Source organism: Metamycoplasma gateae (genome assembly GCF_036352135.1).
GTDB classification, from domain to species: domain Bacteria; phylum Bacillota_I; class Bacilli_A; order Mycoplasmatales; family Metamycoplasmataceae; genus Metamycoplasma; species Metamycoplasma gateae.
Genome location: NZ_CP143578.1, coordinates 396,448 through 416,670, shown reverse-complemented (window position 1 = coordinate 416,670; position 20,223 = coordinate 396,448). Strand labels below are relative to the sequence as shown.

Genomic DNA, 20,223 nt, shown 5'->3' with positions numbered 1-20,223 from the left:
ATTATTCTTGCAATTCCCCATATAGATTTTTATATTTGTTTATAATTTCTTGTTGTTCTTTAATTAAATTATCCTTACTTATGAAATCAATTTTAAGAACAGAAATTTGTTGAGTTAGTGTTTTTATCTCGCTCTTCATTTTTTGAACGTCTAAAGCCTCTAATGGATCCATATTCCCTATTTCTAGTAGTTGTTTATGATAATTACTATTTGTTTTGATATAACGTGATGAAATTACAGCTTGATTAACGTGTCCTGTTGCACATTGTATTTCACCTAAGTTAAGTCCACGCATATGCATATTTGTAATAAGTTGTGCTCTAAGTATGTGTGCTGTAATTCTTTTTTTAAAATCAGGGTGTTTTGATTTGAAGAAAATTTCAAAATTTTTAAATAAGTTTTGAATGCTTTTGTAAACGTACGTTATTTTTACTTCTTCTAAAATTGGTTGTAGCTCTTCTGGAACAAAAATAGATCTATAGTTTCCGTTTTTCGAAGCTTTAAAAGAATATTCAAAATTATACTTTTTCATTTCGTTTCATGGGATTTTAACAAATTCTCCTAAACGACAACCATTGTGCAATAATAATTTAAAGATAAGCTCAAATTCACGATTATTAAACTCTTGTAGTTCCTTTAGTATTAAATCAAGTTCTGTGGCTGTGAATGTTGCCTTGGGCTTCGAATCATTTTCAAATTTAATCAATTGGTGTTCATTATAGAAAGTATTATTTGCAGTGCCTAATACTTTTATAAATTTTTTAATAAATGCAAGCTCAGTATTTTTGCTCGAATTAGAAAGAACTGACTTAGGAATGTTATTATAAATTTCATTTATTTTATTTATATCAATTTTGTTCAAATGTTCTATTCTTTTTAATGCAATTGCAGCTATTTTTCTAGTATTTGGATTAGGATAATTTTGGGTTAGAAAAATTTGAATTTTTTCTTTCATTGACATAGTATTTTCCTTTCGCTAGGAAAAAACCTCACAAAAAGCAAGTAATAATAATATTTAATGGTATAATTCCCTTGCTTAGGAAGTCCGTTTTCCTAGGCATTTTTTTATTTTAAATTAGTTTTTTAGTAGTAGGAATTATTTTTCATGATAAGGAAGTCCGTTTTCCTACTGCAAATATTATATAACAAAAAAGTATTATAAAAAAATTATTATCCTTTTTTACGTATTTAATTTGTTTTAATATTATTAATGCTAAAATTTTGTTTATGAAAAAGAAATTAAGTGTTGGAAAGCTTACAGCAGCTATTTTAATTCCTACAGCAACGGTTTTAGTTAGTGGGATAACAGTACCAATAGTTTTGGCTAAAATTAAAAATGATCCTAGAAAAATAGCTCCAATTATCCATAAAAAATTAGACAAAATGCTTGAAAAATTTCCAAAAAGATGAACTATCAATGATATTTTATATTCTTCTGGTTGATTTAAGGAAGTTGATGTTGAAACAGTTCGACAAAACGTTATTAAATATTTATCATCTGATGAAAAGATTATTTTTTTTCCAAAATTTTTTTCTAGTGAACGTCATTGATGATTTGAAAAGCGATATAAATTATTATATAAAGAACCTAATGAATTTGAGTTAAGAGGCGAAGAAGAGCGATTATATGGTTTCTATACAAGTTTAGGCGTGTCCTGATTAAACGGGTATGATTTTTTATCTAAACTTAATAGTTATGATCCAGAAGAACATAAAAAAGGATATAGAAAACCTACGGAATTTGAATATTATTTTTGGAATTTATTTTTTAGACATTTTACTAAAGATGAATATCGTTTTATACTAAATCAAAGTTCTTATACTGGAAATTGAGAATCACAAGAATATGGATTATTTTGAATAAATGGGTATTCAAAAACCGACCCATTACCTACAATAGAGCAAACTCAAACGGAAAAAATAATATTAAAAAATGTTTTACTGCACTTTAATTTTTTTGATGGTTTAAATTCTTATATTAAAAAACTTTATATTGATATTGAAATATAATAAAAATACGCACGTATAAGCGCGTATTTTCTTTTACCTTTATCTTTGTCAAGTTAATGGTTGCTTTGCTTCAGAATCGCTCTTATGACTTATTTTAGGCTCATTTGCGTTCATTTCAGCAACAATTTCATTAATTTGTTTTCCAATTTGTTTTTTTGATCCTCTAAATTTGTCTTTTGGCAAGAAACTTTTAACAATTTCCATCACCCAAGCGAATTTTTGAGATCCCATTTTCATGGGTGCAAATTTCGAAAACATTACTTCTGCTTGATTAATTCATTCCGGAAGTTTGTCAGTTATTTCTTTAAGAGCTTCTTCTTTATTACCTTTCTTTTTAAATGAATAAATAATAAAGTAAATAATTCCTAAAACAAACCCAACAATTGAAACAAAAGATGCGGTTAGTTTAATTATATTTTCAATATTTTCTGTCATTTTAATCTCCTTCTATTAATTTTTTTAGTTCTAAAATTTGTTTTTTAGACCATTCATTTTTCTTTCTTGTATTTTTTAGTTTTTTAATATTTTCTATATCTATTTCTCGATCATGCATTAGCATATTTGTCATACATAAATGGTAATCTAGTTTTCTATAAGGTTTTGTTTCAAAATTGCTTAAATAATCTAAAAAATATTTTTTTATTAAATTAATAATCTTTTTTTTAGTATAAGGTTTTTCGGATTCAAATTTTTTTAGAATGTCAGAATTGCCTGGACGTAGTAAAATATATAATTTTACTAGTTCAAAAACCTTGTTATCTAGTTCAGCTCTTAAATCTGGCACAAAAAATAAATCTATTTTTTTCCCTTGTTCTTCTAAATAGAATCGTCAATTTTTTTTAAATGTTGAGTTAACAATTATCAAATCATAATCAGAATTTTCAGAATTAACACCAAAATATCGAGATCCCCCTAAAAAAATACCATCAATCTGTATATTTTTAGTCAGATTCTTAAAAGTCTCGGAAGCAATAAAGTCGTCAATTTCTTTATTCATTATTTTCATGTTCGGTCACTATTATGTTGAAATCTTTATCTATTTCAAGACTTTCATCTCAAATAATTTTTCATTTTTCATTTGTTGTATTTTTAATCATTTTTGCAACTGGTCATTTTATTTTGATTTTGTGCCCGTTTTCAATTTTATATTTTCGTACTAAACTATAACGAGAATCAATTATCTTGTATCATTTAATTAAAAAGTCATTATTTAACATTATGAATAGTATAGGTTCTAATTAGAACTGTCAGAACCACCTCCGTCATTATTAATAATTTTTTCAACAATTCAATTCATTCCGTTGTTAATATAAAATAAATAATCTTGTGGCGTTAGAAAATCTCTTACAGAAAACCGTTTAGAACTGTCGGGATTCACCCATAAGGTATGTCTTGTCATTATCTGATTATCTGACATGCTTCCAGTATCTTCAGTAATATAAATACTAAGTTTAGTTTTACCGTGATTTTGGAAGGTAAAATCGATATAACCACGCCCTTTAGGTTCAGCTGTAATTGTACACTGAATTATTTCAAAAACCGTAACGTTATTAACCTGCACTTTTTCTATATTTGTGCCATTGATTAACACTTTATTTGCAATTTGATCATTTACTTTTATCATAATTAAAGTTTTATTTTTAAAACACGACCATCAAAATTCATCAATCCTAATTGTTGCCATGAAGTATAACTATTATTTATATATGTACGCATAAAAATTTTTTCATTCTCAGAGATAAAAAATTGGAGAAAAGTTCCTTGACTATCATGTTTTGTGGTTAAGTTGATAATAGTTCCTCTTGTAGCGGTTGAGTTAGGAGAACCAGTAGCTAAAAAATTACCTGCAAAAATACCGATTTTACGGCAATCGTTGGGGCTTTTTGCATTACCATTATTTATCGTTTGTGATGTTGTTACAGTTCTTAATCTGGTATCAATTTCAGATTTACTATAAACATTATTTTTATCAGCCTTATTTTCTGTTGTGGTTTCTAAAGTTCTAATTTTATTAATATTATTAGTAATTTTTTCAGACTGCAAAGTAACATCTCTGCCTAATTGGACTATAACTTCAGCTTGCTCAGAAAATTGTTCTTCTGTGTTTGTTTTTAAAATTTGCAAATCATTTTCTGATTTATTCGCAGCACTTTGCACAGTATTCATTAGAGTTTCTTGAATTTGATCTAAATTATTATTGTTTATTGTTTTTTCATCTATTTTAGAAATTTTTGTTTTTAATTCTAAAACTTGATCATTAAGTTTTTTAACGTTTTTATCCAAAAAATCGAAATAACTAATATTACTTGCACGTGACTCTAATTCAATTTTATTTCAAGCACTACTAATAATATATCCAGCTGCTAATGGTGATAAAAGACTCTCAATGGTGGAATAGTCTTTTCCTAGACCAATTCTATTTATATTATTTGAAATTAAATCTTGCCGATTATTAAATTCTGGAAAAGAATTAGATAAAAGTCTAAAGTTAATTTCTTCATAAATCGCTTTTTTAAGGTTATTTTTTCGAAATTCACTTATTAAACGGGAAAAATCTTCTTTTGTAGAAGTATTTTCAAATGCCCAGCTAACCCTTAAACCAACAATTAGATCAATTTGTGAAAATATAGAACATACAACATTTACAAAACATTGAGCAATTTCTTCTTCGTTTTCTTCATTGTAAAAACGCTTTAATTTTGCGGGTATAAAAAAATTATTTGAAATATTGGAATAATTGTTATAGTTTTCTAAGGAAATATCTAATCAATTGATTATTTTATTCTTATCCATAATAAGACCTCCTGTTTAAAGCCTTTTTGGTTTTATTTTTAAGTTTATTATTTTGCTTGTTTTTTTAACTGTTTTATTATTGAGCAAAGTTTTGTTGTAAATGCTTTTTGTCATTTTTTTATAAAAGCGAATTTTTTCATTATCAAATTGAACAACCATTTTATTTCCTAGGAATCTATTTTTGGTTGATGAAAGAACCTTAAAATTGTTTCTAAATGCTTCTAAAGCAGCTTCTTGATTTTCTTCGATTGAACTAATTGAACTTAAAAAATGTTTACTATATTTTGAGTTCTTGCTATCTAAGTTTTTAATTCAGAAATATGTTTTAGTGTTTTTTTGTTCTTTTTCTTGTAATTTAATTGCCTTTCCTATTTCTCAACCTCAGGCAAAATTGTCTAAGTAGAATTTACCTTTTGAAGCTGCGGTTATAAAACTATTAAATTCATCAATTGGCCTATCTATAAATAAAAGAGGTGGTTTTTTAACTTCAGAATTAAAAAAAGTATAAAAGGAAATTTTTGAGTCATTTTCATTTTCTATTCAGCTAGTAGATGCGATTTTAACGCCATCTATTCAATTAGAATCTTTAAAAGGTATTCAAGTTAAATCTGCTTTTTTTAGTACTTTTTCATAAGCTTTAACGCTTTGATTATTATTTTTAGCTAAGCTCAAAATGTTTTTACGAGCATTTCTTTGAAAAAGTTTTTTAATAATTCTTTTTTGTCCAAATTTTAAGAAATTTATTCCTCTTCTAATTACAAAATCTGTTTTATTTTTTGAATTAATCATTCCCTTAATAAAAACAGATAATCCGATAGAGTGTCTTATTATTCCTCTAATTACTTTTTTAATTTTTTTTAGATCCAATTTTTTAAAAATTTGAGATTTGTTCATTTTTTTAGTAAAAAAATAAACTGTTTTATTTAAAACGTATCTAGGAATATTTGATGGATTTTTTACTAAATTTCAAACTGACTTCCCTGTTTTGCGAAACCAGTTTAAAACATTTGAAGCCTTAGGAGAAAGATTTTTTACAAATTTAACAAATTTTCTACCAGCATAAACATATCCTGTTGTTCCTAGACGTCATAATGTATTTATACCTATTTGTTTTCAATCTATTTTTTCACCAAAAATAACATTTATAAAAATATCTTTAATCGCCCCAAGTGCAATTTCAACTAAATCACCAACAATTTTTATTCCTAAAGTAGCAAAATTAATAACTTTTTCAATTATTGAAATAACAACATCGCCTAAAAAGTCTAAAAAATGCCGAAAAAATCTTACAATTGCAGACGGTTCGGGTTTTTTTAATTCCGGTAGTGGTTTTAATAAGGCAATATTTTTCCCATATTTAAGCATATTAAAAAACTATAGAGTAGATTTATGAATAATTGCAGTAGGAATCATTTTTTTAATTACTTCTGACAACCCCGTTGTTTCTAAGTATGCGCCTAAATCAGAAGAAAGATTGTCAATTTTTCCTGCAGAAGCAGCAATAATTTTTCTTGCATTTACCATCGAATTTGTTGTGGTTATAGTTACGCTTGTTTCTTTTAGAAATGGACAAGGCACGATTGTGTACCCACCAAGCGTTCCGATTGAATACGCACCTTGTTTAAGTCCTTCGGTAGCGTGATCCCCTCTAATTGCAAAACCATTAATTTTACTTAAGATATTTGGTTTTGCAAAAATAATAATTTTTTCAGGTTCAACTAAATCAATTCCGTGTTTCTTATCAACGAGTTGAGTAATTGCGTCAGCAGCACCAACTACTATTTTAAATAAGTCTTCGCCTGAAGTTTTGTCGACATTTAACTCAATTGGTCTAAAAGTTTGATTTGCTTTTGCAGCTGCTTCTAATTTTGCAAATCCGGCGCGTTCAAAGTCTTTTGAATCTTGTTCTAAAAATGCGTTTAATTTCTGTGCTACGGTTGCTGGAAAGTTATCTTTTGCATAAGCTGGAAGTCCTTCTGCATATACATAAGGTTCTTCTCAATCAACTTTAATTGGAGCAGAAATAGAGAACTTATCAAAATCTCCTGTTCCAAGCTTGGTTTTCTTACGTTTTGTACCACCTAATAAATCAGAGAATCAAGCTGAGGTCATATCTTGTTTGCTAAGAGTAACATCACGGCTTGCCTCCATAATTAATGATTTTGATACAAAATTTTTTAAAATTTCAGCATTATGTAAATCAGAAAGTTTCAGATCTGTAAAATTTGATTCTGATTCATATGCTTGTGCGACAACTTTTTCTAATAAGTTTGCCATATTATTCTCCTTTGTCTATTTTTTATTTTTTAACAGCACCACCGACTGAGATGGCATCTATTTCATTTTCTATTATGTTTTCATTATTTTGAACAAAAGAATTGTAATTTGGTTTTGAGTATGCCAGACCTTCACTATCTGCATAATCCATTAATGATTTAGATAAATTATTAAAATCTAAATTATTAAAATCAATATTTTCTTTTTCTATTGAACGTTTAATTCCAAGTTTCTTTCACTCATTATTAATTAAAGTTTTTAAATTGTTTGTTCATTTTTCTGAATTTACAACTTTATTGTTTAATTCTTCAATTACTTTTGCATTATCAGAAATTTGTTTCTCTTTATTTGCTAATTTTTCAGCAACATACTTTCCATGTTCTTCCTTAGTTGTAAATAAAGAATAAACTCCTAAAGCCTTAGCAATGTCTTTAGCCTCATAGTTTTGCTTTAGGTTTAACTTAGCCTCAACTTCTTCGTTTGTCATTTCAAATAAGTTTGCTAAATTGTCAATAATATTCATTATATTCTCCTTATATTTTTATAATGTTTCTATCTTTATTTGAAAACGCAGTAGTTCGTTTGTTCATTATTTTTCTCAAAAAAGTTTTTTATTAAATATAAATTTTAGTTGTTGTGTTAAGTGGATTACTTGACGAAGAAAGTTTATACTCCCTAAATTCATGATCCTTGTTTGTTTTAATTTTGATTAAATCTGCATAAATTGATTTCAAGTTAATTTTTTCTAAATTAAAATCTGAATCAAAAAGAAGCTTCATTGTTAATTCTTTTTCTTCTATATCATTATTTTGTAAATATTCACCTTGATTGGAATATAAGAAGTTAGGACTATAAATTCTAACGTCAGTTTGCTTTAGGTCTCAAATAGTCTTATAGATGAATTGAACTTGCGTATATTCGCATCTTATTTGTGCTCTGCTTCCATGTCCACCTCTGTCTAATTTACATACAGGGTTATTTAATTTAACAATAACATTTTTAACTTTTCAATTTTCAAGAGGTTCTTCCAAATAATAAAAATCTTTTAAAGGGTAATTTTGTAATTTTTCATCAAATTTTTTGTGTTTTATAAAATATCAATTTCTCTCGTCTTTAGCAGTGCCGAATCATCTATCATATGGTACATAAATAGGATCAGGTTTTCATTTTTCAATAGGTGTATTTCCAGCTACATGCCTTTCAAAAATTTTTCTTTGAAATTCAGGAGCAAACATACCATCCAAATTTGCGGATATGTATTCCACTTTTTTTGTAATAACATTATTGTTTTCTAACTTCTTGTATTTTACATAATCATTTAAGTAAGGAATATCAGATGGCGCTCAAAGTAAAAAATTAAAATTTAAACTTTGGGATGTATTAAAATCTAAAGGACTATTAGAGATATCCACTTCTGAAATTTGATTTGGTAAAAAAGGAAGGGTAATTGTGTTTGTTCCAAATTTAAAAATATTATGTCGATTTAGAAATTCTTTGGGACTTAATTTTAAAACTTCGGATGAAGGATTATTAGTTTCTTTTTCTCTAACATAAAAATTACTATTTAGGTTAAAACTTAAAAATGTACGTTCAGAAATATTTAAAGAAGTAACATAAAATGGTAAAAACATTTTGTGTTCCTCGGTAAAGCCACCCTTTAAACAATAAGAACTTTGAAAAAAACCTGAGCACATCATTATAAATGTTTTGAAACACATTAAAATATCTTCATTTCCTAAGGAATCAGCTTCATCTAAAAAAACTTTGAACTGTCAATCCGTATATTCTTTTATATTATTTCCATTATAAATAGTTTCTCTAAAAGTATTTTTTTCACTGTCACTAAAACCTGCAAATGAGGTCATTATTGAATTTGTAACATAATAACAACGTTCTAATGTTTCAAAAAACTTTTCTGATAAATCATCTAGTTTTGCTTGTATTCCATAATTGTTAGTAAAATTTTTTATCCTCTTCTTAAATGTTGATCTATCTAGTTTCCAACTACCAAAATCAAAAACAAATCTTAAATAATTATTAAAGGAATCAAATCAATAAACTGAATCAGCTTCAACTTTAATCGGGTTTATAATTCTTGGATAAAAATAAATGTTTGGTAAATTTGATTGTTTTAAATTATTTTCTAAAATTGGTTGTGCTGAAAAATTTTTTATTTTTTTACCATCTATTGAATTTTTTGTTCCTATAAATGAAATATCACTTATTAACATTGAGTTTGGAATTTTAATTTCAACAACATTTACATTTTGTGTAGAATCACTATATTTTTTAAAAATAATTCGATTAGAATCAAAGTTTTTTAATTGTTTTACATTAGAAAAATTGATTTCAAATAAATTATTACCTGTTTCATAACTTTCTGTGTCATATAGAACACTGGAACCATTATTTATATAGTAGAAATTATCAACATCATAATCAATATCATCAGGCGATTTAAAACTAAATAAATAAAAGCCTTTCTCTTGTGGGTTTAAAGGATCATAAACTGTGTCATTTGATGTAAAGTTAAAATCTTCTATATACTCCAATAAGGTTGTAGTTTCACCATTAGGCATTTCTTTAATTATCGGTGATGAATTTTCAATTTGTCCTCTAATAATCCCGTAATACTCAAGTTCTATTGAATTTGTTTCACTTATAGATAAATCTAAGTATTGATTATTTTTTAAATTAGTAATTTTGTACTTATATAAAGTGATTTCGTTGCCGTTAAAATAATCTTGCACCTTAATCATCATTTGAATCCTCATTTTTTATATTTATTTCATTACCGTTATTTAAAGCAATACCATTAATATCGCTTGTATAAATAGCTTCTTTACTTTTTAGATATTTTGTTGAGTTAGGAACGGTTACTTCAAATTCTATATTTTCCTTATTTAAGACAATTCTTAAAAATAATTTAATAAAATCACCATAATATTCTTCACGCGAATTTGCCTTTGATTCAACATAAGCTTTAAAATTAGAATTAAGATTTTCAAACTCAGCATTATGCATATTTTTAGTGCCAAAATCTGCAGAGTTCATTTTAAAAAACATTTGATCCTTAATTAAATAATTTAATTTATCAATTTTTTGAATAATGAATTGTGTATTTGAACTGCCTTGGTGAAACTCAATAGGATTTCCAACAGAATTAAAACTTAGACTATTAGATTGAATGACTCTTTTCCCAAAATCATAAACAGCATCCTTAATATTTTGTGCAGAATCAATTGCAAAATTGTCGGTTATAAATATAAAAGGATTAGATCAGAAATTATCACGCAACAAGCACTCTAGAGAGTTATCCAACATTTTAAATAAAGAGCTGTCTACATCATCTATTTCTGAATTTGATAAATAGTTATTTTTAAAAATTATTCAAGGTATATAGTTTTGCTTTTTTTCATCTAAATAGTCAAAATTTAATTCCTTAAAACTATTTAGACTAATGTTTTTGTTATCATAGCGTCGTTTTGCATATGTTGATACATATAAATCATTAATATTATTATTTGCCCTATTAAATAAGTCATATTCCTTAATTATGTCATACTGTTGGTTTTGATGGTTTATAGTATCGATGATAATACTTAACTTAACAAGTTTATTTTCGACTATCTTATATTCTTGAACTTTTGCTAAAAAAATAGTTAAATTATTTGAAATTCCAATAGCATAAATTCCGTTACGGTATAAATTTGTTTCGAGTTGTTGAATAATTTCTAAAAATTTATTTCTTGTTATAAAGTCATCTCAAAGTTTTTGAATATCAGCATCTTTAAATTTAACATCGGGTAATTTAAATGCAAGAGTGTTTGCTTGAATTTTAGCTCCTAAAGTTAAATAAGCCTCTTTAGAATTTGGTCTATTAACATTTAAAATATCAAAAATATCATTTGTAACATTATTTGATGATTTCATTAATTCGGATAAAGTCATTTGTGCTTTGCTCATTATTAATTAACCTCCTTATTAGTTTTTAACTTAGCTATAGCGTATTGAGTCCTATATAAAATTGAACAAGACATTTCGAAAGCATTAATTAAGTCATAAAATTCTTTATTTATCATTTCGTTTCGCTTATCTTCGTCGGGTAAAATAATTTGTTTTGCTAGATAGTTGATCAGGTAAATACTTGATGGACTAAAATTAATTAAATTATTTTTAAAAATTCATTTTTGTCAATTTTGACGATTTATAATTCCAAATTTTTGAGAATTTGTATCACGCCTGTTTGCTAATCCACAAATAGCCTTAATTTTCTTTTCTTTTAAAAGTAAATTTATAGATTCAGCAATAATATCATTATCAGTTAGCAAAACAGAGTGAATTTGTTTGTTAACTAATTTGCGAGAATATTTATTCATTATTTCATTATTTGAATCTTCGATTAAATTAATTAATAGCTCATTAATCATAGTTCTTGGCTTATTTGTTTTTCTCTTGATTTTTCCACCTAAATCATCTACTGCTTTTCAAATTAGAACCGAACCATCTGATAACAATAATGATCTAACTCATGCTGATTTGTCGCTAAGGCCCGGGTCGAAACCATCAAAAACTCCTAAAATTGATTCATCAGGGATGTCATCTAATTCCTTAATAACTTTTATGCTTTTTAATATTTTTCCGTTTTTTGAGAATAAATATGGTTCTAGAAAATAATTAGGGCGATTCTTAGGGTCTTCGAATGCAAATCCCAAAACCGTAATTGCTCACATTTTATAATCATCTTTTTTGAGTGAGTCTAATTGCTTTAGTTGGTATTCTGATAGTTCGGATTTAGGAATGAAATATTTAGAATACATAGTTACAGAAATACCAAGGTCAGACTTAAAACTTTTATCGATTTCTTGTATAAAATGTTTATTTATTAATTCTTCTTCAACAAGTTTGTTAAGTTTATTATTTGCCAAGGTTATTTTTATTATTTCATTATGATAATTTTTTACAATTCAATGATCTGTTGTAAAAATGTTATAAAGAAACTTAATTTTTATTTGAAAATCTTCTGGTGCTTTAAGACGTGAAACCGTGTTAGCTATTAGAAGAGGTAATTTACTTTCCTGAAGCTTATAAAGTTCTTCAAGTTGATGTGGTAGTTTAAGGGTATCACTAGGATCCTCAATCGGTTCATCTAAAACTAATTCGCCAAAAAGAAAATTATTATTTTTTAATGTGATCCCTTGGAATGCTTGAATTTTTTCAAAGTTTTCAAAATAAATAGCTCTACCTAGTCCACCATCATCATAGTCTCAATAAACACCGGAATCATAAACGCTGATAAAGGGTTCATAATTTAAATTGTGTACGGTTTTTAAAAAATTGAATGCCTTTTCAAAAGTTGGTCGTAAAGTTTTTTTAATATGGTTATACTGATTTCTAGTCCACATGCTACAAAACCTTATATCATTAACCAGTCTATAAATAGTTATAATTGCTTGACCAAATGATTTAGAAACGCCTTTTGCTCCGGAGTGGAGTTCAAAAACTGTATTGCTTTTATATGCTTCATAAGCGGGATTATTTTCTAAATCGGTGTAATGTAATATTTCCTTTAATTTTTCTTCAGTAAAAACAGGAGGTTTATTATTAACTATCATAATTTTGCTCCAGTTTCTTGCAATCAAGAGATGTCATATTCTTGACAATAATCAATTACATTTTCAAAATGTTTTTTACATGCTCATCTATCATTTCATTTCTTTTTTGCTGATTTTTTGCAAACACAACAAAAATGTTTTTTATTATTTTCCATACTTACTCCCATGCTAAGCCGTCGTTTTCATCATCTGCAACATAATTTTGTTTTTCATAATCATTTTTATTATTTTCCTTTATTTGTTTTATTGGAAAATCTTCTTTAAATTTAAATAAACAGTTTTTTTGAAATAATAAACAGCTAATAGAAGTAGTTGGTCCATTCCTATTTTTTCCTATTTGTATTACATACTGATTAGTATTTTCTACCTTGTATCCATTTTTATCATTTCTCATTTTTGGCTTGTAAAGAAATAGAACGACATCAGCATCTTGTTCAATTGACCCAGAATCTCTTAAGTCTGATAATTGTATTTCTGTATTAGAATCACGTTGTGTTCTTCTTTCTACATCACGACTAAGTTGAGAAATAGCGAAAACATTTGTATGTGTTTCTCTTGCAACAATTTTTAATTCTCTTGTGATTTGTGTCATCTTTTCATATCTAGGTAAGTTAGGATTATCGGTTTCTAAGAGCTGTAAATGATCTATAAAAATAGATTTAACTATTTTATTTTTTTGCTCTTCTTCGATTATTTTTTTAATATTTTTTACATTTGAATGAGAATAATCTATGATTAATAGTCTCTTTTTAGCAGCTAATTCTTTTATATCCATTCCAATATTGTAACTATTAACTATTTTAAGAATTCTGCTAAGTATTTCTGTTGCTGACATTTCTAATGAAAGAAAAATAACTATTTCATTATCTTTTAGATTTTTTAAAGTTCGTAAAATAATATTAAGAACTAGCGTTGTTTTCCCTTCTGCAGGCCGAGCTGCAAGGATATATAGTTGTCCTTCTATTAAGCCGTGCAAAACGGAGTCTAAACCTTTTATGTTTGTTGGCAATGAGTTTTCGTAATTAAGTAAATACTTTTCTGGATTTTTAAGTTGGTTATCTAATCAATGGTAGCCTAGTGTACTAGCTTTCGGGTTTTCCATTTGTGTCTCCTTGATTTAATTATTTTTCTAGGTAAGATTAAATGTTTTATTGGGGTTATTTTTTTTACCCCTTACAAATCCCTTAAATTTCGTTATAAAGTACTTGTAGGAGGTAAAAAAAGTATTATATAGTCATAAAATACCTAGATTTTAGTGTTGTTCTTGTGTGAGAGATACATCCTAAATCTCTACCATTTTGAGTTGGGCTATTATGAATTTGAACAGGCTTTTTGGAGGTGAAGTCGAACCGTATGTTGAACATACAAAAAGTCTGTTCAAATTCATTAAGTTAATTAATATAGAGAGATTTAGGATAAAACTTTTAATTAATAATTTATTTGTGAAAGACTATTGTTTTAGTTAAATAATCAAAAAAAATAATATTCCTTGATCAAGTACTTTTTAAATGGGAAAATTATTATATAATAATAAAATATGAAGACGGCAAAAGAAATTATTATAAGCTCAATAGAAGAAGCTTTAGAAAAATTAAAAATAAGTAAAAATGTAGTATTGACAGAGGCAAAAAACTACGGAGATTATTCTTCAAATATTGCTTTAACTTTACAAAAGGAACTAGGCAAAAAAGCAATTGAAATAGCACAAGATATTGTAAGAAATATTGATTTAAATAAGTATCAACAAATTAGTGAAATTCAGGTAGCTGAACCTGGATTCATCAATTTCTGAGTTTCAAATTCGGTGTTATCTGATACTGTAAATTTAATTAATCAGTTAGGAAATAAATACGGAAGTCTTCCAAAAGAAAATAAAGGTAAAATAAATGTAGAATTTGTTTCAGCAAATCCTACAGGTTATTTACATATTGGACACGCAAGAAATGCTGCTATAGGTGCAACATTATGTAATATTTTAGAAAAAGCCGGACATGAAGTTATTAGAGAATATCTTGTAAATGATTATGGAAATCAAATGAATAAATTAGCTATTTCAATTTTTTCAAGATATCAACAAATTTTTAATCCAGAATATGAATTACCAGAAGATGCATATCGTGGTGGAGACATAGTTGAATTTGCTCAAGCATTTTATGAAGAATATAAGGAACAATATAAGAATGTAGAATATACAGAACAAGTCGAAGCATTCTTTAGAGAATTTGGTAGAAATTTTGCTTTGAAAAACATTGAAAAAGATTTAAAGAAATTCGGTGTTTGGTTTGATTTATATACATCTGAAAAAGCTCAATATGAAAAAGATTTGGTGTGACCAGCTATAAGAAGATTAAAAACAACTTATGTAAAAGATGGTGCAACATGACTACAAACCACAAAAGGTGGGAAAGACGATAAAGATAGAGTTATCATTAAAGGGAATGGAGATTCTACATATTTATGTGCAGATATTGCATATCATGAACAAAAATTTAGACAGTTAGAAGATCCTGAAAAAGGGATGATTATTGATATTTGAGGTGCAGATCACTCAGGATATGTTGAACGTGTTAAATTTGCATTTGAAGATTTAGGATGTAGAAGAGAACAACTTGAGATAATCTTATTTCAATTAATTAGAGTTATGAAGGATGGAAAAGAAATTAAAATGTCTAAACGTTTAGGCACATCATTAACTTTAAGAGAATTAATGGACGAAGTTGGTAAGGATGCTATTAGATTTTTCTTAATTGAAAGATCATACAATTCAAAAATTGATTTTGATATTAAAAAAGTTACAAGCGCTGACGAAACAAACTCAATGTATATAATAAAATATGCTCATGCTCGTTGTGTTCAATTACTTGAAAAATTTGATTATACAAATCCAAAAGCTACAAACTTAGATGATGAATTTTCTCAAAAATTAGTTGCAGAACTTAAAGAATACCCAGATTTAATTAGCACAATTTCAAAAACATACAAGGTTAATTTATTACCTCCATATTTATTAAAATTAGCTAGTGCATTCAATTCATTTTATTCAAATATAAAAGTAATGAATTCAGAAAACCAAGAAAGTTATGTGGCCTTAGTAAATGCAGTTAAAACAGTTTTAGCTGACGCAATGAAATTAATGGACTTAGACATTCCAAATAAAATGTAGAAATTAAAAACATCACTCCGTTGTGATGTTTTTTTAAATATTTAATTATTTTGTTCTTCTATTTTTTATCTAAAAACTCAATAAATTTATTTACATTTTCCTTAACTTGTTCAACAGTAGTGGTGTCATGAACCATTCTATAAAATTCTAAAACAATATCATTTTTAACAATTTCATTAAAATTTTTAAGTTGGTTCTTTGTTACATCTTCTAAAAGTTTATTTCTTTTAATAGGTTTATTCTTATCAACATTTTTTGAATTAAAGTAATCTTGATAATAATCAATAACCACCTCATCGTTAATATTAATAAATAATTCTTTTACTATTTCTTCATTAATATCATCAAGTGGCACATCAAAAAGTGTGTACTCTGTGTCTACTATATTTCTTGTTAAAAGTGACGATAGTAAAAACCAATAATATTGACTTCCAAGTGAAAAACCATCAAAATCAAAATATTCTTTTGTAAAAATCTCATTCTTAATATCATATGATCTTAGGAATATTGGGAAAATAATTTTATCGCGACCTAAAAGTTCAGTTTTTTCATTGTTTTGTTCGTTAATTCCAAATTCTTTATTTCTTGCTATTAAGTTTATAAAAATAGGGTAATTATTAAATTTTTCCAAATAAAAACCTTTTTCTACAGGTGAAGAATTTTCTTGCTGATTTTTATCGTATTCGATTGTATATAAACCACCTTTGACAATTAAATCTTCAAATTCTGGTTTTAGAATTCACGTCATATTATAAATAAAATCAGAAAATTTTTCTGCTAAATGAATATTCATTTCACTAACCATTACTGAAAAATTTTTATTCTTTATATCTCTTTTATTCTCAACATATTCTCAATAATCATAAATGTATTTTTCTAATTTTGCAACGTCATCGATTACTTCATATACATTTTTCATAAACTTAGTGAACCTATCGAATTCTTCTTTAGTGTTCGCAAGTAAAATATTATGCTGTTCAATTGCTATGTGAAAATATTGAAGAAATCTTGAATGTCAGGTAATACCTTCTTCCTCAACAGCCTTATCAACGACTTTTTGAATTTTTTCTAATCAATTGAACATCTCTTTTTTAATTCAATTTTTTCATTAAAATCTTTTGTAACTTCTTCTATGCCAGTAGATTCTATTTGGTCTAAAAATTCTAATCTTGTAAAGTATTTAATTGGTTCATCTTTTTTAGCTTCTTCTGAAAGATTGTTTTCATAAAAAATTTCTTTAGTTTTTGTAATATCATTGTAGTTATTGATAAATTCTATAATTTTATTTTGTTCATCACGATTGATAGAATCAAAATTATTTCTTATTTGTCTTTTTGTGGATGAAGAATAACATTTTGAATTTTCTAAATTTTCATAAAAATTATCAATTTCTTTATTTGATTTATCTTCTTTTTTCGTATCATTTGCATCTGGATTTTTTTTGTTCTGTCGAGTCGTTTTTATCTAAAGCTTTTTTTCCGCTGCAGTTTTTAATAAAATGTATTATTGATAAAACAACAGCCGTTACAGCTGTTCCAATAATTAACCCATCAAATATTTTTCTTTTTATGCTTTTGCCGTGTTTTTACCTCTTTTTTAAAAGAAAAATCATATATGTTTTTTCTATCTATATATATTAAATTTATTTTTTTTATAAAAAAAGTATAAAAAAATGGCGGGTAAGAGAGGATTCGAACCTCCGCGGGTGCTTTAACACCCCTACAGTCTTAGCAGGACCGCCTCTTCGACCACTTGAGTACTTACCCAACATTAATTTAAGCAATGTAAATTATATACTAAATATCGTTAAAATAAAATAAAAAATAAGAAACAAAAACTTCTTATCTTCTATTTTTTGGCGGATAAATTTCCTTTATATCTTCTGATCAAATACCAATTTGTTTTTGTCTTGCTTCTTTTTCAAAATCTTTTATCCACGTATAATAATTTTCATTTTTCGTATAGTATTTACTATTTTTTTGTAATGAGATAAATGCAACCTTAGAATGTCCGTTCTTTACTAATTCTTTGTTGATACATATTATATTTCCATCTTTTTTCATAACCAAAATGATGCCAACAACACGTCCATAATGGTCAAAGAAGAATTTGTTATTTTCAACATTTTTTTCGCTTTTTGTAGTTTGTGGAATAACCCATATTTTTTTTGCATTTTCTAAATTAGAAGTTGTAAATTTTTTTGCAATTTGTCCATATTTATATTGTTTACCTTCTGTAGGAACAAATTGTCCATTACTGTTTTTTCTTCATGTTTAAGGAGTGTCTATTCCAGAAAATCTTACCTTGTATTGTTCGCTTGATCGTGTAGAAATAAATTTAGCTGTATCCCCATCACTTATCTCATTAATACTTACTTCAACAGCCTTTTCTTCTTCAAAGAAATTACTTATTAAATATTCTTTTTTATTAACAAAAATGGAATTTTTATCTAAATATATTTCTTTATCCTTGTTATTGCTACCTGCATCTTCTTCATTGTCACTAGTATTTCCATCAGGTTTTGGATCATTATTTTCTTCATCATCTTTCTTAGGTTCAATATTAAAAATTGAATCTAAATCGTTATTTTGTATTAGATTATTTTTTATTATTAATGTTGGAAATTCTTTTGTGAATAAAGTATTAAATTCAATAGCGTGTTGGCTTATTTTTTTATTGTAATAATTTCTTATTTTTTTAGCAACGATAACAAATTTTTTAATAATTTCATCAAACTCTTGTTCGTTATAAACTTTTTTAATTGTTAAATCTTCTCTTGTTTTTATAAATAATTGTTCAAAATCTTTTAATTCAATATCATCAATTAATTTATTTTTATTAATTATTGAAGTCCAAACTTCGTAAATTACATTAAGTTTTTCATTAAATTTAATGATTTTATTAGGTATTGAATTTTTATAAACTTTCTTAGTTAATACTTTTTTGGCAATTTTTAATAAGTTATCTAAATATAAAAAGTTATTATTTACAGAAAAAAAACTTATATCTTTTTTAATTATTTCATTAATATTTTCATACAAAGGTTTATCGATTAATGTTGTTTCATAATCTTGTAATATTTTTTTTAATTCATCAATTCTTTGATTAGTATCATTTGTTCTTTGGTTAATGCATTGAACTAGCAAAAAAGGCATTGAAATTAGAGATGCTGAACCTAGTATTTTTAATAATTTTATTTTATTTTTTTTCATTTAATCTCCTTAAAATTGATTTAATATTTCTTTTGTTTTATTAAAAATACTTTCGTTAGCTTTTTTGTATAGATTTCTTGGGTTGTAGTTTTTGTTATTCATTATGTCATTATTTTTTATAAATTCTTCTAAGGCCTTTGCATTCTCAATTTGTAATTCGGTGTTGATATTAATTTTTGCAATTCCTAACTCTGTACATTTTTTAATATCATCTTTAGAAATACCAGAACCCCCGTGCAATACCAAAGGCATTTTTAATTTTTTATTTAATTGATTTAAAAGATCAAAATTTATACCCTTTCAATCGGTTGGATATTCACCATGAATATTACCAATTCCAACAGCAAGCATATCAATTCCTATTTTTTTAAATTCTAAAGCTTCTTCTATTTTGGTATAAACTACATTACTTACAACATTATCTTCAACACCACCGATTCTTCCTATCTCACATTCTAATGAAATATTTTTTTTATTGCATATTTCATATATTTGTTTTGATAATGCTAAATTTTGCTCAAAAGGCAATTTGCTTCCGTCAAACATTACTGATGGAAAATTTGCGTCAATTGCTTTTATGCAATCGTCAAAATTACCATGATCTAAGTGTAGGCAAACTGGAGTTTGAATTTCTAAATCTTGAATTAACGAGGAAACAAGGTTATAACAAACATTATAACCTCCAAAATATTTAGCAGCTGATGGACTTACACCAAGGATTATAGGTTTATTCGTTTCTTTTGCGGCTAATAAAACAAATTTTGTTCATTCTAGATTATTAATATTGATATGAAAAACAACATTTTTATTTTTATATGCTGTATTTAATATTTGTTTTGCGTTTACTAACATTTTAAAAAATAAAAAACTAGTCGATTAAAAAAGACTAGTTTTTAAAATCAGGTCTTATTGTTGTTCATGTTCCATCAGCATTGTGAAAGAATTTGCCATCAATTGTTAATAATCTATATAGTTCACCACGTTTTTTTAATAATATTTGTTCATCAGAAGTATTTTCAATAGCTTCATTTCTTCATCTTTCTAATAAAATTTCTTGAATTGAATTAAATAATGTATAAAAATCTAAGCTTTGTTTATCTTTTAATATTTCTTCTGCTACATCAAGTAATGTTTTGTATTCGTTTTTTTCCAT

The 20,223-nt window shown here is 26.2% G+C and carries 20 protein-coding genes, 1 tRNA gene and 1 pseudogene; 2 read left to right on the top strand and 20 right to left on the bottom strand.

Features of this window, described 5'->3' with window-relative positions; all coding sequences use genetic code 4:
- Nucleotide 1: 1 nt before the first annotated feature.
- Nucleotides 2-961, bottom strand: a complete 960-nt coding sequence (locus tag V2E26_RS01975; protein ID WP_330463197.1) for a tyrosine-type recombinase/integrase — start codon at nucleotides 959-961, stop codon at nucleotides 2-4.
- A gap of 266 nt (nucleotides 962-1,227) precedes the next feature.
- Between V2E26_RS01975 and V2E26_RS01970 the strand changes: the two genes are divergently transcribed.
- Nucleotides 1,228-2,010, top strand: coding sequence for a hypothetical protein (locus V2E26_RS01970; RefSeq protein ID WP_330463196.1), 783 nt, complete (start codon nucleotides 1,228-1,230; stop codon nucleotides 2,008-2,010).
- Between the two features lie 39 nt (nucleotides 2,011-2,049).
- On the opposite strand, the gene V2E26_RS01965 is transcribed toward V2E26_RS01970, so the two are convergent.
- The 13 genes from V2E26_RS01965 to V2E26_RS01905 all read right to left on the bottom strand — a co-directional run bounded on the left by V2E26_RS01965 (nucleotide 2,050) and on the right by V2E26_RS01905 (nucleotide 13,797).
- Nucleotides 2,050-2,445, bottom strand: a complete 396-nt coding sequence (locus V2E26_RS01965; protein WP_330463195.1) for a hypothetical protein — start codon at nucleotides 2,443-2,445, stop codon at nucleotides 2,050-2,052.
- Between the two features lies 1 nt (nucleotide 2,446).
- Nucleotides 2,447-3,007: a DNA polymerase beta superfamily protein gene (locus V2E26_RS01960; protein WP_330463193.1), complete on the bottom strand. Its 561-nt coding sequence runs from the start codon at nucleotides 3,005-3,007 to the stop codon at nucleotides 2,447-2,449.
- A complete protein-coding gene (locus V2E26_RS01955; RefSeq protein WP_330463192.1) occupies nucleotides 3,000-3,227 on the bottom strand; it encodes a hypothetical protein in 228 nt (75 codons plus the stop codon). Before V2E26_RS01955 ends, V2E26_RS01960 begins: the two co-directional genes overlap by 8 nt.
- 17 nt (nucleotides 3,228-3,244) lie before the next feature.
- Nucleotides 3,245-3,634: a hypothetical protein gene (locus V2E26_RS01950; RefSeq protein WP_330463191.1), complete on the bottom strand. Its 390-nt coding sequence runs from the start codon at nucleotides 3,632-3,634 to the stop codon at nucleotides 3,245-3,247.
- A 2-nt stretch (nucleotides 3,635-3,636) separates the two neighbouring features.
- On the bottom strand, nucleotides 3,637-4,803 hold the full coding sequence (locus V2E26_RS01945; RefSeq protein ID WP_330463190.1) for a hypothetical protein: 1,167 nt from the start codon (nucleotides 4,801-4,803) through the stop codon (nucleotides 3,637-3,639).
- 15 nt (nucleotides 4,804-4,818) lie between these two features.
- Nucleotides 4,819-6,168 (bottom strand): hypothetical protein, encoded by a 1,350-nt coding sequence (locus V2E26_RS01940; RefSeq protein WP_330463189.1) that lies wholly within the window; start codon nucleotides 6,166-6,168, stop codon nucleotides 4,819-4,821.
- 9 nt (nucleotides 6,169-6,177) lie between these two features.
- Nucleotides 6,178-7,080 (bottom strand): hypothetical protein, encoded by a 903-nt coding sequence (locus V2E26_RS01935; RefSeq protein ID WP_330463188.1) that lies wholly within the window; start codon nucleotides 7,078-7,080, stop codon nucleotides 6,178-6,180.
- A 22-nt stretch (nucleotides 7,081-7,102) separates the two neighbouring features.
- Nucleotides 7,103-7,603 (bottom strand): hypothetical protein, encoded by a 501-nt coding sequence (locus V2E26_RS01930; protein WP_330463187.1) that lies wholly within the window; start codon nucleotides 7,601-7,603, stop codon nucleotides 7,103-7,105.
- Nucleotides 7,604-7,694: 91 nt separating this feature from the next.
- Nucleotides 7,695-9,842, bottom strand: coding sequence for a hypothetical protein (locus tag V2E26_RS01925; protein ID WP_330463186.1), 2,148 nt, complete (start codon nucleotides 9,840-9,842; stop codon nucleotides 7,695-7,697).
- Nucleotides 9,832-11,046: a hypothetical protein gene (locus V2E26_RS01920; RefSeq protein ID WP_330463185.1), complete on the bottom strand. Its 1,215-nt coding sequence runs from the start codon at nucleotides 11,044-11,046 to the stop codon at nucleotides 9,832-9,834. Before V2E26_RS01920 ends, V2E26_RS01925 begins: the two co-directional genes overlap by 11 nt.
- 2 nt (nucleotides 11,047-11,048) lie before the next feature.
- The gene (locus V2E26_RS01915) at nucleotides 11,049-12,695 is read right to left on the bottom strand and encodes a hypothetical protein (RefSeq protein WP_330463184.1); all 1,647 of its coding nucleotides are present in this window, start codon (nucleotides 12,693-12,695) and stop codon (nucleotides 11,049-11,051) included.
- A complete protein-coding gene (locus V2E26_RS01910; RefSeq protein ID WP_330463183.1) occupies nucleotides 12,689-12,850 on the bottom strand; it encodes a hypothetical protein in 162 nt (53 codons plus the stop codon). The genes V2E26_RS01915 and V2E26_RS01910 overlap by 7 nt, the downstream gene beginning before the upstream one ends.
- Nucleotides 12,851-12,852: 2 nt before the next feature.
- The gene (locus V2E26_RS01905; protein WP_330463182.1) at nucleotides 12,853-13,797 is read right to left on the bottom strand and encodes a DnaB-like helicase C-terminal domain-containing protein; all 945 of its coding nucleotides are present in this window, start codon (nucleotides 13,795-13,797) and stop codon (nucleotides 12,853-12,855) included.
- A gap of 435 nt (nucleotides 13,798-14,232) precedes the next feature.
- On the opposite strand from V2E26_RS01905, the gene argS reads away from it, so the two are divergent.
- Entirely contained in the window at nucleotides 14,233-15,858 is a 1,626-nt protein-coding gene (gene argS / locus V2E26_RS01900; RefSeq protein ID WP_330463181.1) for an arginine--tRNA ligase, read from the top strand.
- Nucleotides 15,859-15,916: 58 nt separating this feature from the next.
- On the opposite strand, the gene V2E26_RS01895 is transcribed toward argS, so the two are convergent.
- The 6 genes and pseudogenes from V2E26_RS01895 to rpoE form a co-directional block, all read right to left on the bottom strand.
- Nucleotides 15,917-16,942 (bottom strand): hypothetical protein, encoded by a 1,026-nt coding sequence (locus tag V2E26_RS01895; protein WP_330463180.1) that lies wholly within the window; start codon nucleotides 16,940-16,942, stop codon nucleotides 15,917-15,919.
- A gap of 589 nt (nucleotides 16,943-17,531) precedes the next feature.
- Nucleotides 17,532-17,624: transfer RNA gene (locus V2E26_RS01890), tRNA-Ser, on the bottom strand.
- Between the two features lie 75 nt (nucleotides 17,625-17,699).
- Nucleotides 17,700-18,074, bottom strand: a pseudogene (locus tag V2E26_RS01885) (thermonuclease family protein); the annotation flags it as partial.
- Nucleotides 18,075-18,131: 57 nt separating this feature from the next.
- Nucleotides 18,132-19,070 (bottom strand): hypothetical protein, encoded by a 939-nt coding sequence (locus V2E26_RS01880; RefSeq protein WP_330463177.1) that lies wholly within the window; start codon nucleotides 19,068-19,070, stop codon nucleotides 18,132-18,134.
- A 9-nt stretch (nucleotides 19,071-19,079) separates the two neighbouring features.
- Entirely contained in the window at nucleotides 19,080-19,922 is an 843-nt protein-coding gene (locus tag V2E26_RS01875) for a class II fructose-bisphosphate aldolase (RefSeq protein ID WP_330463176.1), read from the bottom strand.
- 34 nt (nucleotides 19,923-19,956) lie between these two features.
- Nucleotides 19,957-20,223, bottom strand: coding sequence for a DNA-directed RNA polymerase subunit delta (rpoE, locus tag V2E26_RS01870; protein ID WP_330463175.1), 267 nt, complete (start codon nucleotides 20,221-20,223; stop codon nucleotides 19,957-19,959).